Origin of the sequence: Shewanella sp. Isolate7, from assembly GCF_022398425.1 — a bacterium.
GTDB lineage: Bacteria > Pseudomonadota > Gammaproteobacteria > Enterobacterales > Shewanellaceae > Shewanella.
This window is the reverse complement of record NZ_JAKEVJ010000095.1, coordinates 1-14590: the sequence shown is the minus strand read 5'-3', so window position 1 is coordinate 14590 and position 14590 is coordinate 1. Positions and strand designations below refer to the sequence as shown.

General features: G+C 52.6%; 12 protein-coding genes and 3 pseudogenes. 7 read left to right on the top strand and 8 right to left on the bottom strand.

Going from position 1 to position 14590, the window contains the following annotated elements:
- Positions 1-271: 271 nt before the first annotated feature.
- Positions 272-1191 (bottom strand): annotated as a pseudogene (locus L1D47_RS18200) (IS5 family transposase).
- Positions 1192-1442: 251 nt separating this feature from the next.
- On the opposite strand from L1D47_RS18200, the gene L1D47_RS21200 reads away from it, so the two are divergent.
- The 3 genes from L1D47_RS21200 (at position 1443) to L1D47_RS18190 (ending at position 2756) form a co-directional block, all read left to right on the top strand.
- The gene (locus L1D47_RS21200; protein WP_275661503.1) at positions 1443-1574 is read left to right on the top strand and encodes a hypothetical protein; all 132 of its coding nucleotides are present in this window, start codon (positions 1443-1445) and stop codon (positions 1572-1574) included.
- Positions 1575-1684: 110 nt separating this feature from the next.
- Positions 1685-2164, top strand: a complete 480-nt coding sequence (locus L1D47_RS18195) for a DUF2947 domain-containing protein (protein ID WP_239886300.1) — start codon at positions 1685-1687, stop codon at positions 2162-2164.
- 61 nt (positions 2165-2225) lie between these two features.
- Complete coding sequence (locus tag L1D47_RS18190) at positions 2226-2756, top strand: chalcone isomerase family protein (protein WP_239886301.1); 531 nt, start codon at positions 2226-2228, stop codon at positions 2754-2756.
- A gap of 167 nt (positions 2757-2923) precedes the next feature.
- Here the strand turns inward: L1D47_RS18190 and L1D47_RS18185 are convergent, their stop codons facing one another.
- Both L1D47_RS18185 and L1D47_RS18180 read right to left on the bottom strand, forming a co-directional pair.
- Positions 2924-3796 (bottom strand): autotransporter outer membrane beta-barrel domain-containing protein, encoded by an 873-nt coding sequence (locus tag L1D47_RS18185; RefSeq protein ID WP_239886299.1) that lies wholly within the window; start codon positions 3794-3796, stop codon positions 2924-2926.
- A 276-nt stretch (positions 3797-4072) separates the two neighbouring features.
- A complete protein-coding gene (locus L1D47_RS18180) occupies positions 4073-4684 on the bottom strand; it encodes a TetR/AcrR family transcriptional regulator (RefSeq protein ID WP_239886298.1) in 612 nt (203 codons plus the stop codon).
- Positions 4685-4831: 147 nt separating this feature from the next.
- Between L1D47_RS18180 and L1D47_RS18175 the strand changes: the two genes are divergently transcribed.
- The 3 genes from L1D47_RS18175 (at position 4832) to L1D47_RS18165 (ending at position 11204) form a co-directional block, all read left to right on the top strand.
- Positions 4832-5953: an efflux RND transporter periplasmic adaptor subunit gene (locus L1D47_RS18175; RefSeq protein WP_239886297.1), complete on the top strand. Its 1122-nt coding sequence runs from the start codon at positions 4832-4834 to the stop codon at positions 5951-5953.
- A gap of 3 nt (positions 5954-5956) precedes the next feature.
- Complete coding sequence (locus L1D47_RS18170; RefSeq protein WP_239886296.1) at positions 5957-9028, top strand: efflux RND transporter permease subunit; 3072 nt, start codon at positions 5957-5959, stop codon at positions 9026-9028.
- Between the two features lie 172 nt (positions 9029-9200).
- Entirely contained in the window at positions 9201-11204 is a 2004-nt protein-coding gene (locus tag L1D47_RS18165; RefSeq protein WP_239886295.1) for a methyl-accepting chemotaxis protein, read from the top strand.
- 536 nt (positions 11205-11740) lie between these two features.
- Here the strand turns inward: L1D47_RS18165 and L1D47_RS18160 are convergent.
- Complete coding sequence (locus L1D47_RS18160; RefSeq protein WP_239886294.1) at positions 11741-12220, bottom strand: hypothetical protein; 480 nt, start codon at positions 12218-12220, stop codon at positions 11741-11743.
- A 94-nt stretch (positions 12221-12314) separates the two neighbouring features.
- Here L1D47_RS18160 and L1D47_RS18155 point away from each other — a divergent pair.
- Positions 12315-12473 (top strand): annotated as a pseudogene (locus L1D47_RS18155) (IS110 family transposase); the annotation flags it as partial.
- Positions 12474-12495: 22 nt separating this feature from the next.
- On the opposite strand, the gene L1D47_RS18150 reads toward L1D47_RS18155, so the two are convergent.
- The 4 genes and pseudogenes from L1D47_RS18150 to L1D47_RS18135 form a co-directional block, all read right to left on the bottom strand.
- Positions 12496-13314: a DUF6602 domain-containing protein gene (locus tag L1D47_RS18150; RefSeq protein WP_239886293.1), complete on the bottom strand. Its 819-nt coding sequence runs from the start codon at positions 13312-13314 to the stop codon at positions 12496-12498.
- Between the two features lie 142 nt (positions 13315-13456).
- Entirely contained in the window at positions 13457-14002 is a 546-nt protein-coding gene (locus L1D47_RS18145) for a hypothetical protein (protein WP_239886292.1), read from the bottom strand.
- A 27-nt stretch (positions 14003-14029) separates the two neighbouring features.
- The gene (locus tag L1D47_RS18140; RefSeq protein ID WP_239886291.1) at positions 14030-14419 is read right to left on the bottom strand and encodes a hypothetical protein; all 390 of its coding nucleotides are present in this window, start codon (positions 14417-14419) and stop codon (positions 14030-14032) included.
- Positions 14420-14469: 50 nt separating this feature from the next.
- Positions 14470-14590, bottom strand: a pseudogene (locus L1D47_RS18135) (IS5/IS1182 family transposase); the annotation flags it as partial.

The window sequence follows — 14590 nt, the reverse complement described above, 5'->3', positions numbered from 1 at the left end:
GGGCTGACGAAAAATGACTCACAGTTAGCCATGCTATTCACCTTGGCGAACCTGTTTAAAGTAGACCAGATGTTACGACGACAGCCAAGATCTGTCTGAAATCCGGGAACAGCCTGGAATTAGGTCGAAATTCGGCGTAAAACGGCAGTATGTTGGCCAAAATTGAACACTTAGCGTTCAAAAATCAGGCGGGCCGCTCAAAACCTCGCTCTATACCTAAATTGCAGGACTTGTTCGCAGTTTCCCTAGTAGCCCTGCGCTCTTCTGTGATTTATCCAGTTACCTGACGAACAGGCATACCTAGCCTGCTTATTTTGTTCAACGCAGCAACCCCTCACCGACTTGAGCGTTGTGATCACGCAGGCTCAGTTTGCCGTTGATGAGTTGCTTATAGCGATACATAGCTGTTTCTGACAGCGACCGCTCATGATAGCCACAATCATGCTTCCACGATGTTAACTGACCCGTTTTAAGCGCATCTACGGCCTTGTTTCGTGGATGCTCACCACGCCAATATCCTGCATTCTTTCTTGGCGGTATGGTGGCTGTAATGCCTTTTCGCTGAAGTACTGCGTAGCAATGCTTTGTATCATAGGCTCCATCGGCAGAGACTTGCATTATCTTGCGACGAAGTGGGTTAATGAGCGTAGGGAGTGCTTCACAGTCATGCACGTTATCCAGCGATGCGACCGCGCTCACTATCTCATGAGTATCGGCATCAACGGCCAAGTACACCTTGCGCCATATACGCCGTTTTTCCTTACCATGCTTACGGATTTTCCACTCTCCTTCACCGAAGACCTTCAGCCCTGTCGCATCAATCACAATATGTCTGGCAGGTCCCTTACAGCGTAGGCGGTAGTTGACCTCAACCGTTTTAGCTCGCTTGCTGATACAGCTATAGTCGGGCGACTTAAGGTCGACATCCATCAGCCGAAATATCGAGTTGATGAAGCCTTCCAGGGCACGCAGAGGTAACTTAAACACACCCTTCATCATGAGTGCTGTGCTGATGGCTGAGTCACTGTACGTATTGCTTCGGCCTCTGCGCCCAGAAGGGTGTTGATTGTACCAGTACTTGATAGCAGCATCGTCCATCCAAAAGGTTAACGAACCTCTTTGAGTTAAGGCTTGATTGTATTGCTTCCAGTTGGTGATTTTGCCCTTGGCTGTGCCCTTGGCTGTGCCCATGATGTGACCTGATTGTAAGCTTTCACGATCAGATCGCAGATGAGCAAAATGGTTCAATTCGATTTAGGCAACAATGCCGTTTGAAACTCAACCAACTGCCGCTGGCCCTAGAGCACTATGCCAAGATAATCGCCTACAGCGACGAATATCTGCCGCAATATGCCCATGCGCTGAACTTGAGTGGCGATCCTTAGGCGGCACTGGGTATCTACCTGGACTACCTGGACAAGTACCCGCAGGACATTCCTGTCATGTTGAAATTAGGGATATTTCTGGCCCAGACGGGTCAAATCGACGGCGCCGCCTCCTGTTTCGAAAACGTCCTCATGCTGGATGAGCATAATCAGGCGGCGCTTAACTATCTCAAGCAAATAAAGCCCTAAGGAATATTTAGGCGCCAAAGGTTCAATTATCCTGCGGCGCTGTTTCCCTTGCCCGGTGGCAGGCCGTATAATGTCGGGCGTTAACAACTTACTGCCGATAGCGAGGCCCTGTGGCGCACACCTATATCCCACTCGAACAATACAAACGCAAATGGATCTTTAACCATAAAGATCTTCCTGTCACAGATGAAGACAAGGCCTGCATCAAGCCCCTGGATCAAAAATCATCCATGACGGTGTGGAATCAGTGGGTGAGCAACAAGAGCAGCCGCAGCGAGCAATTTACCAAAGGCGACTGGGCTGCCAAGGGCGATGCCTGGCAGGAAACCGATCACTGGCAAAGCGCCTGGGACAGCGACTCCCCCGCCCTGCCCGAGCTGTTTCAGGGCCACTTCGATTGGAGTGATGATATTCAGGTCTATTTCTGCTACGACAAGTACCAGATTATTGAGACCCGCTGGGACATCTTCGTGCGTAACTGGAAGTGTTTTCTCTTCTTCGATGACGGCCCACTGCTGATCGCCCCTAAGAAGAAACAGGCGGCGCTTTTCCACCAGAGCGGTCAATATCAGCTAGGTAAACGCGGCTAGTCCAACGATTACAATATTGATAAGAGGTTATATGAAGTCCCTCCTACGCCAACTACTCCTGATGACCGCCGTGGTCAGTGCTCCACTGGCCGCCAACATCCTGGCCGACGTGCCACTCGCCGACGAGGTAAACCTAAGCGGACAGCCTTTGGCCCTCAACGGCGCCGGCATTCGCAGCAAGTTTTTCATGGATCTCTATGTGGGTAGCTTGTACACCACCAGCCCAAGCCAAACCCTCGATAGCGTGCTCCAGGCACCGAGCGTAGCGATTCGCTTAAATATCGTCTCGGGCATGATCACCTCAGAGAAGATGCAAGATGCGATCATCGACGGCTTCAATGACGCCACAGGCGGCGAGCCTCAGGCGATTCAGCCCCAGATAGATGCCTTCATGGCCCTCTTCTCGGCGCCGATCATCGAAGGGGATCAATTTACCCTGGAGGCGACCAAAGATCTCGGCGTCACCGCCTATAAGAACGGCGAAAAACAGGCCACGGTTGAGGGCGAAGCCTTTCGCCAGGCGCTGCTGAAGATCTGGCTAGGCGATAAGCCAGCGCAGAAGAGCCTCAAGCGGGCAATGCTAGGCGAATAAACAATAGCTGAAGCTAACCGATAGCTAACTGAAAGCTAAATGACAGCTTAATGAAGAATCATAAAAAAATGGCCTGACGGAATGTTCAGGCCATTTTTGTATGCATCACATTTTCTTATTCATCGCACTTTCTGATTCAACACATTTTCTGATTCATTAGCAGCATCTTAGAATCGATACTGGGCGGAAAATGCCAGTGCCAGCTGATCCTCAAGCGACACCTTTGTTTTCGGCGAGGAGAGTTCTAGCTCGCCGCTGAAAAAATACCCCAGGTAAGCGTCGAACTTCAATGGCTCGCTTGCCTGCCAGCCCGCCCTGACAAAGCCGACCCACTCGTCGATCTCCAGCGTCACATCCTCATCTTCCACCAGAAAACGCTTGGTACGCTTAGAGCTGCCAACGCCCACATCGAGCGTGTCATACCACTGGTAACTCAGCTCCAGGCCGGCGGGGCCGCTAAAGCCCGCCGAGAAGGGGTTAGCCAGCTTCAGCTTGTCGGTTATCTGCCAGTTCACCGCCAGATAAGGCAAGGTGCGCACCTCGGAGATATCATTCAGGTAGGCCACCCCAAGCCCCAACATGTTGCCGCCATTGAAGCGATACATGCCTGATGCCACCACACCATAGCTTTGGGCATTAGACGCCGAGGCGCCATCGGCGTAGGCATATTGCAGCTTAGGCGCCAGCAGGAACAGCCAACGATCGTTGGGGCGATAGCTGAGCCCCACACCCACACCATATCTGTCTACGTTAGACCAGGGGGCAAGATTACCATTCAGTAGCGAGCCGCGGCCGCTCCAATCATAATCCAGCCTTTCGTAACCAATGCTGGCACTGAGCGACCATTGCCTGTTTAGAGCAAAGCTGGTCTTCGCCCCAAAAAGCCAGGTATCGCGCTGCAACGCCAAGCCGCCGTCACCGACATCGGCCTCACCGACACCGATACGCGAAACCGACAGGGTCAGCGGCGATTGATGTCGCTGTCCGCCTTGGGCCGCCTCGGCAGCGATGGGGGCCAGGCTGGCAAACGCTAAAGCCAACGCGTTAATCTTTAATAAAAATGTAAGGCTATGCTTCATACCCTCTCCCTAGGGAATACTCAGACCGACTAAAATATTGACCGGCTTGGATGTTATCCCTTCAGGCCAATTAACAATCTTCAACTTAATAGGTTAAAGCTTAGTACGATGAAACGGGCTAAAAGATCACTCTTTACTCAGGCTTTGCTCAAAGTTTTTGCTTAAAGGTTTTTGCCCAAGCTCTTGGCTTAAGCTCCTTATTTAAGCTTTCCCCTCACACTTCTACTGTGGCCAGCATTAACAACGATAGGCGCGCAAAAACATACTCACGGTATCTTTAATATAGGCGGTGCGCCTTGCAACTAAATCATCGACCGGCAAGCCTAGCTCTTGTTTCAGGCGCATCTCGCCAAACAGCATCATACATAGCCTAACCGAGGCATTGCGCAGATCGCCAAAATGATACTGACCTAGCTTCTCCACCTGGGCGAAATAGTCTTCTAAAAGGTTCAATAAAAACTCAGGCCCGGCATTAAAAAACAGCGCCGATATTTCCGGGTGGGTATCGGCCTGGGCGACACAGGTCTTAAATACCTCGATCGCCTCGGGCGAGACGATCATCTCACCAAAATAGTTACCGAAATGTAGCAGCGCCTGCTCGGGTTGCTCCGGGCTGGTAAACAACTCGGCCGTGACCTGATGCACGACACACTTAGATTCGATAGAGGCAACGAACAGATCATCCTTGCTGCCAAAATGCGAATAGACGGTCTGTTTAGAGACGCCCGCCAACTTCGCGACCTCATCCATGCTGGTATTGGGAAATCCTTGCCCACAGAAGAGCTCTATCGCCGCATTTAAGATCTGCGCCTTCTTCTGTTCACTGCGGCTAAGGGGTGTTTGTACCATTGAAACTTCCTATAAGGTCTTCATTTATATCACGACATATTTATACACAAACTAGACTAGACTAGACAGTCCAGTTTTTGCAAATTAGACTAACAAGTCTAGTTTAACGATTTTTTCACCAACTGTTAACCACGGAAGCGTATCAGTATGACGATGTTTACCGCCAAATCCCTCGCCAGGGTGTTGTTATGGAGCAGCCTTAGCCTAGTGGCCGGCGGTTGCCAGCAGGCCCAGTCCCCGGAAAGTGCCCAAGGCAGCGGCGAACACTTTCCCAAGGTCTCGAGTCAGCGCCTGATACGCTCTACCAGTTATGACACGGCCCAGGTCTTTACCGGCAGCATACGCGCAGGTAACACCACGGCTATCGGCTTCGAGCTGGCGGGTAAGATAAAGCACCTGGCGGTCGATAGCGGTAATCATGTTAAACAGGGCGACCTCTTGGCCGAGCTGGACACCTCCCTGCTTGAGGCCGAGAAGCGCGAGCTGCAGGCAAGCCTTGCCCAGAACCGCGCCGACAAAGAACTGGCTCAGAGTACACTCAAGCGTAGCCTGGCATTAAAGAAACAGGGCTACGCCTCGGCCCAGCAGCTCGATGAACTCAAGGGACAACTCAGCAGCCTACAGGCGGCCGAGCAGCGACTGCGCGCCGCCATCGACGCCAACGCGCTTAGGATAGCCAAATCCACTCTGGTTGCCCCCTTCGATGGTGTTATCGCCAAACGCAACAACAACTTAGGCGAGGTGGTCGCCCTGGGCGCGCCTCTGTTTACCCTGATCCAACATAACAACCCACAGGCAATTGTCGGCGTACCCGTAAGCCTGGCGCAGACCCTAGAAGACAGCCAGCAGCTGACCCTGACGGTGAAAGAAACGCCCTACCTCGCTACCGTGGCGGGCATAGGCGCCGAGGTCAACCCGGTGACCCGCACAGTGCCGGTACGCCTGACCCTCCCCAAAGATGCCAAGGTGATCAACGGCGAGCTGGCCTACCTGCATTACAACAAGACAGTAGATAGTGCCGGCTTCTGGGTGCCTATCAGCTCACTCACCGACGGCCTGCGCGGCCTGTGGAACCTCTATGTGCTGGTAGAACAGGAGCCGGATCAATATCTTATCGAGCGGCGAGACATAGAGATCCTCTACACCCGTGGCGATCAGGCCTTTATTCAGGGCGCGGTGAGCGAAGATGAACGCTTTGTCACCCAAGGGCTGCACAAGGTCGTGGTGGGCGAGCGCGTCACGCTCACCACCCAAGTGGCGACGAGGTAAGTCATGATTAGAGCCTTAGTCGAAAATGGTCGTCTGGCCAGCCTGGTCATCGCCCTGCTGATCGTGGCGGGCCTGGGCGCCATCACCAGCCTGCCCCGCATGGAAGATCCCAGCATCACCAATCGCTTTGCCTCTGTGGTCACTCAATATCCCGGCGCCTCGGCGGAGCGAGTGGAGGCCCTGGTCACCGAGGTGCTGGAAAACCAGCTCAGACGCTTAGAAGAACTCAAGCTGGTGCAGTCCACCTCGCGTCCGGGGATCTCCGTCATCCAGCTTGAGCTCAAAGACAGGATAACCGATACCGATCCCGTCTGGTCTCGGGCCAGAGATCTGGTCAACGATGCCAAGGCGCTGCTGCCCCCCGGGGCGCAAAATGCCCTGCTCGACGATCAGCTGGGCTATGCCAATACCGCCATCTTAGGCCTGGTATGGAAAGGGGCCGGTGAGCCTCGCCAGGATATCCTCAACCGTTATGCCAAGGAGCTACAGAGCCAACTCAGGCTGATCCCAGGCACCGACTTTGTCAAACTCTATGGCGCCCCCACCGAAGAGATCTTGGTGCAGATCGACGCCCAAAACGTCAATCGCATCGGCCTGAGCGCCGCGGCCATCGCTCAGATCCTGGCCAATGCCGACACTAAGGTATCTGCCGGCGAGATCACCAACGACGCCTTTCGCGCCCTGGTAGAGGTCTCTGGTGAGCTAAACTCGGTCACCCGCATCAAGCAAGTGCCGCTCAAGGTAGATGATGACGGTCAGATCATTCGCCTCGGCGAGGTAGCCAACGTGCAGCGCCACCCCAAGACCCCGGCCACCAGTATCGCCCTAATAGAGCAGGCTCAGGGGATCATGGTGTCGGCGCGCATGCTCAACAACACCCGGGTCGATCTCTGGCTGCAACAGGTGCATCGCGTGGTCGAGAAGGTACAGGGGGATCTCTCCTCCAACGTGGAGATCCAGTGGCTGTTCGACCAGGAGGGCTACACCACTACCCGCCTGAGCGACCTCATCGCCAGCCTGCTGCTGGGCTTCATCATCATCCTGGTGGTGCTCATGCTGACCCTGGGGCTGCGTAACGCGGTGATCGTCTCACTGTCGCTGCCGCTGACCGCTCTGTTTACCCTGGCCTGCATGAAATATGTCGGCCTACCGATTCATCAGATGTCGGTCACGGGTCTGGTGGTGGCGCTGGGGATCATGGTGGATAACGCCATCGTCATCGTCGATGCCATCGCCCAGCGCCGCCGTCAGGGGCTGGATCGCATCAGCGCCGTGGGCGAGACCCTCAAACACCTCTGGTTGCCGCTGGCAGGCTCCACCATCACCACCATGCTGGCCTTTACCCCCATCATACTCATGCCGGGGGCGGCGGGAGAATTTGTCGGCGGCATCGCCATCTCGGTGATCTTCGCTCTGCTGGGCTCCTATCTTATCTCCCATACGCTGATCGCCGGCTTCGCGGGCCGCTTCGGCGCCGAGGGCGATGCCAGCCATTGGTATCAGCGAGGCGTCAACTTCCCCGCCATCGCCCGCGCCTTCAGTGCTACGCTACATATCGCTCTCAAACGCCCCCTGCTGGCAGGCGTGGTGATAGGCATTTTGCCGATAACCGGCTTCATCGCCTCGGGGCAGATGACGGAGCAGTTCTTTCCGCCCTCAGACAGAGACATGTTCCAGATAGAGGTGCACCTGGCGCCTCAGTCCAGCATAGACAACACCCGTGCCCTGGTGAGTCGTATCGATGCCAAACTCAGGGCCACAGGTGAGATGCAGAGGCTCGACTGGGTGATCGGCGGCAATGCCCCCTCCTTCTACTACAACCTGCTGCAACGCCAGCAAGGGGCGGCCAACTATGCCCAGGCGATGATCAAGGTCGCCGACTTCGAGCGCGCCAACCAGTTGATCCCCAGGCTGCAAACCCAGCTGGACAGCGAGTTTCCCGAGGCGCAGATCCTGGTGCGCAAGCTTGAGCAGGGCCCGCCCTTCAACGCCCCGGTGGAGCTGCGTATCTATGGCCACAACCTGGATACCCTGAGGGAGATTGGCGATGAGGTGCGGCGAATTCTGATCACCACAGAGCACGTGCTACACACCCGTGCCACCCTGAGCGCCGGCGCGCCCAAGGTCTGGTTTCAGATCAACGAAGACGCCAGCAAGATGAGCGGCCTGAGCCTCACAGACATCGCCAACCAGATCCAGATGGCCACCACGGGCATCAACGGCGGCAGCATACTCGAGCAGACAGAATCCCTGCCCATCAGGGTGCGTACCCAAGATCTGATGCGCGAGCAGCAAACCGAGCTGTCGCAGATCAACCTGCTGTCAAACAATGGCGTCGGCATCCCGCTCTCGGCCCTTGCCAGCAGCCGTATCGATGTCAGCCTGGGCGCCATCCCGCGGCGTGACGGCCAGCGGGTCAACATCATAGAGGCCTATCTGGAGAGCGACGTGCTGCCCCAGCAGGTGCTCGACCAGGCGAAGGCGAGAATCGACGCCCTCCCCCTGCCCGCCGGATATCGTATCGAGGTGGGCGGCGAGAGCGCCAAGCGTAACGAGGCGGTGGGTAACCTGCTGTCGAACATAGTCCTGGTGATCACTTTGCTGCTAGCCACCGTGGTGTTGTCGTTCAACTCCTTCCGCCTCACCGGCATCATACTGCTCAGCGCCGTGCAGTCGGCGGGCCTGGGGCTGCTGGCCGTATACCTGTTTAACTATCCGTTCGGCTTTACCGTGATCATCGGCCTGCTGGGCCTGATGGGGCTGGCGATCAATGCCGCCATCGTGATCCTGGCCGAGCTTGAGGATATGCCAGACAGGCGAGAGGCGAGTATCGAGGCCATCGTCCAAGTGGTCAGCAGCTGTGGCCGCCATATCGGCTCAACCACCATCACCACCATAGGCGGCTTCCTGCCGCTGATCATCGCAGGCGGCGGCTTCTGGCCCCCCTTTGCCATCGCCATCGCCGGCGGTACGGCACTGACCACCCTGTTGTCGCTGGTCTGGGTGCCGACCATGTATCAGCTGCTGATGCGCAAACGCCAGACGATGGCCGCGCCCGAGCTTCAGCACGGCTAATGTTTAAGCAGCACTGGATCGCCCATAGTGAGGTGAGTGATCCAGTGCATATTTAGACTAATTGCCAACATGGCGAGCATTTTTTCGTTTACTTAAATAGACCTACGTCAAAACAATCTCATACCACCTTAGTTACATTGGCTGGAGTATAACCATAAGGTGGATGACCAAAATGAATTATAAGAACTGGACTATCGCCAAGCAGATAGGCGCCCTCGCCCTGATCCTCACCATAGTTGTTTTTGCCACTCTCAGCAGCGTCTCCTATCTCACCGCCGCCGACGTGCTGGAAGAGAAAGGTAAGACGGCCGTTAAGGCACAGATGCATAACACAGCCGATCTGGTTGAGCTCGAATACAACAGCTTCCTCAGCCTGGCCAGGCGCAACGCCGACGTGCTCAGAGCCATGTACCCGGGGCAATTCTTTAAGCCGGACAAAACCGTTAAGGTGATGGGTAAGCCCACCCCCGCCCTGGTACACGAGCGCGAGCAGATCAACGCCTCCAAAAGTAAGGTGGATCGCTACTCTAACCTTACCGGCGGTAACGCCACCGTCTTTGTGCGTGACGGCGACGACTTTATCCGTATCTCCACCTCACTGAAAAAGGCCGACGGCAAACGCGCCCTTGGCACCTATCTGGGTAAGCAACACCCGGGCTACGCCGCCCTGATCGCGGGTAAAGAATATGAAGGCTATGCCAGACTGTTCGGCAAAGACTATATGACAGTCTACCGCCCCATCACGGGCCCTCAGGGCGATATCATAGGCATACTCTATATCGGCTTCGATATCTCAGATGCCCTGACCGAGCTGCAACGCTCGATGAACCAGCTCAAGCTGGAAGAATCTGGCTACTTCACCCTGATCCGTAACGTAGACAACGCCATCATCGCCCAGCCCAACCAGGAACCGGGCACCATACTGACCGAGGCGATGCTCGACGGGTTAAGCCTGGAGCAGGCCAAGCGTGGCGGACAGGAGAGCGAATACCTCAACCACGACGGGCAGCCCATGTACGCCTACGCCGTCACCATCCCAGGCTGGCAATGGACCCTGCTTGGTCAGGCCAAGAAGCGTGAACTCAACGAAGAGAGCCTTAAGCTGCTGAGCATCAACGCCGGTGTCGCCGCCGTCGGTGTGCTGCTGATCACCCTGCTGCTCTCTATGGTGCTGATTAAGACCCTGCGCCCGCTGCGTCAGCTGCAACACCAACTCACCGCCCTGGGCGAAGGCGATCTGACCCAAGCGTTTGCGCAGGTCAGCCCGGACACAGACAATGAGGTCGACAAGATCACCCACGCCGCCCGCCAGATGGCCATGAGCCTAAGAGAGCTGGTCGGCGCCCTGCGCGTCTCGGTCAACACCCTTGAGGAGCAGGCCGCCAGCGCCCAGGAAGTGGCGCGGCTCAACGGCGAAGAGGCCCAGTCGCTGATGGCACAAACCGACCAGATAGCCACCGCCATCGAAGAGATGTCCACCTCGGTGCGCGATGTCGCCAATCATGCCAGCGAAGGCGCGATGCAGAGCAAGCAGGTCGACAACGCCTCACGCGACGGCCACCAGCAGCTGGATCAGCTGGTACAGGGGCTTGGTAAACTCAGCGAGCAGCTTGACGCCAGTCACCAGAGCGTCGAGAGCGTCAGCAAGGAGAGTGAGGCGATTAGCCAGGTCACTGAGGTGATCAACAGCATCGCCGAGCAGACCAACCTGCTGGCACTCAACGCCGCCATCGAGGCCGCCCGCGCCGGCGAGCAAGGCCGCGGCTTCGCCGTAGTGGCCGACGAGGTGAGAACCCTGGCCCAGCGCACCCAGACCTCGATCTCTGAGATCAGCCAGACCATCACGGCGTTGCAGCAGCAGATCAAGGTGACCGCCGAGCAGATGGGCCAGAGCCACCAGCTGGGCACCGCCTCGGCGACCCAGGGTGAAGAAGCCGCCACCAACCTCAACCAGATCACCATCGCCATCGGCGAGTTAGCCATCGCATCGAGCAGCATCGCTAGCGCCACCGAGCAGCAGAGCGCGGTCGCCGACGAGATCACCCGCAACCTGCATGAGATCACCGAGCTGGCCCGCGACGGCGAACAGCGCGCCAGCGACACGGTCGACGCCGCCCAAAACCTCTCCACCATCGCCGCCGACATCAAACAGAAGATAAGCGTGTTTAAGTCATAGCTTCTGCGTAACCGCTCATCTCAACGAAAAAAGCCGCTATCAAGCGGCTTTTTTATGTCTGGCTAACTGTACCCGAATGCACTTGGCGAAGTGCCGTCTCACTGAGGTTTAATCATCGGCCAATTTTAGTATAGAAAGTGTAATGACTTGAAATGAATGACTTACGAGCGAATAAACATTCCTAATGTTGTTACTTCGGCGATATGGGGATCTGCAAATGTATTTAGACTCGAACCTTAGTTGTAGTTAATAGCCTGCGGCTCGCTTATGTGCAGATACGGCTTCGAGACGCTGTGCGCCGTCAGACCTCCAAGGATGGAGGAAATGCCAGAATATGTAAGGAACATATTTGGCCCTGACCGCTCTATGAAATCATCTAACCTCCACGGATGGAGTGAATGCCGAAAAATGTCGGGAACATTTTCGGCCCTGTTTTCGATACCCTCAGCCATATCTACACTAGGGTATTCCCATCTCTTCGATTTGGCGCCTTTTGGTATCTTAAGACTACCCAAGCAAAAAATCTTATGCGTTTGTTAGCTGCGCTGCAGCTTACTCGAATTATCGAAGTACGAAAGTTTGTTAAAAGATTCTGTCAAACTCTTGATTTCATTTATGGGTACGTCGGTAACATAATGCGCGCAAGTTCTCATGATTTGAGCTTGCCAAATTTGTTTTTCGCTTCGTAGCTCCCATTCCAGCTTAAAATGATCATTTTCAAAGACAACATTGAGGTATTTAAGGCGTTCAATGCCGTGACTAACACCATCAATCTCAACGCTATTCGCATCAAGCTTCAAAACGACAAGGCTTGGATCTCTATACATCCTGTAAATTCTGTAACATAGCCAAATAAACAAAATCGGAATATAGAGAGAGATAACAATAGCTTTACCCACTTGATCTGGTGGAAATTTTTCTAAAAAAATATAGAAAGGTAAGGAAGCCAGAAAACACAGCAATAGTACAGTTAATTGATCCACTGAATAGACTTTTTTGAACGAGACATCAGTCAAAAATTTAATCCTTTAAAAACCTTAGATATACAGCTAACGGCTTAGTTTACGGCATACAGTACAGGCCGTATACCCATACAACCTAATAGACAGTAATCCTGTTTTTAAGCGCTATTACCAGCGTCTCAAAGCGGCTGGCAAAATGCCGAAAGTAGCATTGTTCGCCTGCATGCGAAAGCTCATCGTGATCTTGAATACCATGCTTAAAAGCGAGGAGCTGGGTGCGCAAAAAACGGACAAACATATTGATTGAACACCACAGTCACTTGTTATGGCTACGTTGCCTCTGATCTCCTAAAGATGTTTTTACCATTGGCATGATTAAGTTCCAGCATTGGAACTTTCCCGACACCCAACTTAAAGGCTTGGTGATGTAAGAAATAAAGCTTGTCAAAATCGCCTGCGAATATGGTATTGATCGTATCGGCAGTATGTATACCGGCTTTCAGCTCACACAGCTTCATAATACAAAATAGGAATTGAGTGAGTATTGCTTCTTCCTTAGATTCAACGCAGTCATTACACGTTGTAACATAAAGTCCGAATGGTTTGCCTACAGGCTCGAGCAGCAAATCGAGGATAAAACTATCAAGCGCCAATATTTTATGAGGATAGTTTAAAAAATTATCATCCATTTCGTAAGATTTACACCAACTAGCAACTGTATCCATATTTTTTGTGCTGCTACGAAAACAAAGAGCGAATAGGTTAAAACCTTGAGGGTTTGATTTTCGATACTGAATTGATTTTTTAACGATGTCATCAAATGATGATTTATTCAGCACTGTTTTAACTTCGATAGCGCTTACTACAGCGTTTGGCACGACAACGGCGAAGTTCCCATCTTGAAACAGATAAGCTGAAGGTACATTTTCATCAATGATCAAGATATCTATTTGTGGGCTAACTTCCTGAGTTTTTGGATTGTAGACAAAACCAGTTTTCACCGAAAAGCGCTTTGAAAGAAAATTTGATAAGTAGTTTGTTATCAAATTCTCATGATATGTTCCAACGGACGGAGCATGTTTTACTAGTTCATTTAAGCGACCTAGTTTACTCATGATCTCTTTGGCATAGTTTTGATAAAGTATCATTTTGTCCTCATTTCCCGAGTAGCCCTAACGCCCTGTTAAGGTGTGAGCAACACAATACTGAAACTCCTGCATACCACCTTAATCACTTAATCAAACGCATAGTAAAGATGCCACGCGTTGCAAATCACTCTTAAACAGTTTGTTAAGCGTTTTGCACCACACCAAAGGTCATAAAGACGAATAAACCAATAAGGAAGCTACCTATCTGAATAAATAACGAATAGTGCGAGATTTTATCTGATGGAGTAGCTGGAGACACGCTTTCTTTAACCGCTTCACCAACTATTTTTAATATTTCAGACTCCAGTTCTTTTTCAGCTTTTCTCACACCGATAGCTTTTACTTTTTCTTCGATTTCATCGGTTTTATTGAAAAAAACAGCATGGAGTGATTCAAGTTTATATAAGTGCCAAAGTGACACCGTGCCCGAACAAATTGAACAGAAAAATACTAGCCAAGACAGATATAGAATCCAAGTGCACTCTAGTGATTCTTTACCCGCACCAGAGAGTGACCCAGAAAATGAAATGGTACCAACTAAAATCGCTGAAGTTAAACCAAGAATGGTTTTAACTAAATCTGTCCTACAAGCCCAATACCGACTATGGACTGCACGAATTCGTTCAACTAATTCATCACCAGACTGGCGAATCTGCTTCATCACATTCTCAGCAATCACTTCTTTCATTTATTATCCTATTGACGCTTAACGCCTTTAGCAGAGGCGCGCGGCTTTTTGCGCATCCTGCTGGCTAAACTTGTTAAATGCCAACTGCACTGCTGACATTTTTGATTCTTCGTACTCCCACAGCTCGACACCTTCTGGAATCAAATGGCTATAAGTACGAATATAGTATTCCGCTAATGTTTCCTTACGCTTCTCACTATAATCACGAAGTACAAACATTATTTTTCGATAACCCGGAGGAGTGGCTAAAAAATAGTACATAGCCTCATTCCAAACGGTTAGCTTAGCACTTGGTACATTGTCATTTGGCGCAGTCCATTTGTGCGACTTACACTCAATTAGGGAAACTGCGAACAAGTCCTGCAATTTAGGTATCGCCTGATTTTTGAACGCTAAGTGTTCAATTTTGGCCAACATACTGCCGTTTTACGCCGAATTTCGACCTAATTCCAGGCTGTTCCCGGATTTCAGACAGATCTTGGCTGTCGTCGTAACATCTGGTCTACTTTAAACAGGTTCGCCAAGGTGAATAGCATGGCTAACTGTGAGTCATTTTTCGTCAGCCCTTTATAGCGTGCTTTGATAAAG

Excerpts from the sequence above, each read along its gene's own strand:
- L1D47_RS18175 (WP_239886297.1), top strand. The coding sequence starts at position 4,832 with ATGACGATGTTTACCGCCAAATCCCTCGCCAGGGTGTTGTTATGGAGC.
- L1D47_RS18190 (WP_239886301.1), top strand. The coding sequence starts at position 2,226 with ATGACCGCCGTGGTCAGTGCTCCACTGGCCGCCAACATCCTGGCCGAC.
- L1D47_RS18140 (WP_239886291.1), bottom strand. The coding sequence starts at position 14,419 with ATGTTGGCCAAAATTGAACACTTAGCGTTCAAAAATCAGGCGATACCT.
- L1D47_RS18145 (WP_239886292.1), bottom strand. The coding sequence starts at position 14,002 with ATGAAAGAAGTGATTGCTGAGAATGTGATGAAGCAGATTCGCCAGTCT.
- L1D47_RS21200 (WP_275661503.1), top strand. The coding sequence starts at position 1,443 with ATGTTGAAATTAGGGATATTTCTGGCCCAGACGGGTCAAATCGACGGC.
- L1D47_RS18165 (WP_239886295.1), top strand. The coding sequence starts at position 9,201 with ATGAATTATAAGAACTGGACTATCGCCAAGCAGATAGGCGCCCTCGCC.
- L1D47_RS18150 (WP_239886293.1), bottom strand. The coding sequence starts at position 13,314 with ATGATACTTTATCAAAACTATGCCAAAGAGATCATGAGTAAACTAGGT.
- L1D47_RS18180 (WP_239886298.1), bottom strand. The coding sequence starts at position 4,684 with ATGGTACAAACACCCCTTAGCCGCAGTGAACAGAAGAAGGCGCAGATC.
- L1D47_RS18170 (WP_239886296.1), top strand. The coding sequence starts at position 5,957 with ATGATTAGAGCCTTAGTCGAAAATGGTCGTCTGGCCAGCCTGGTCATC.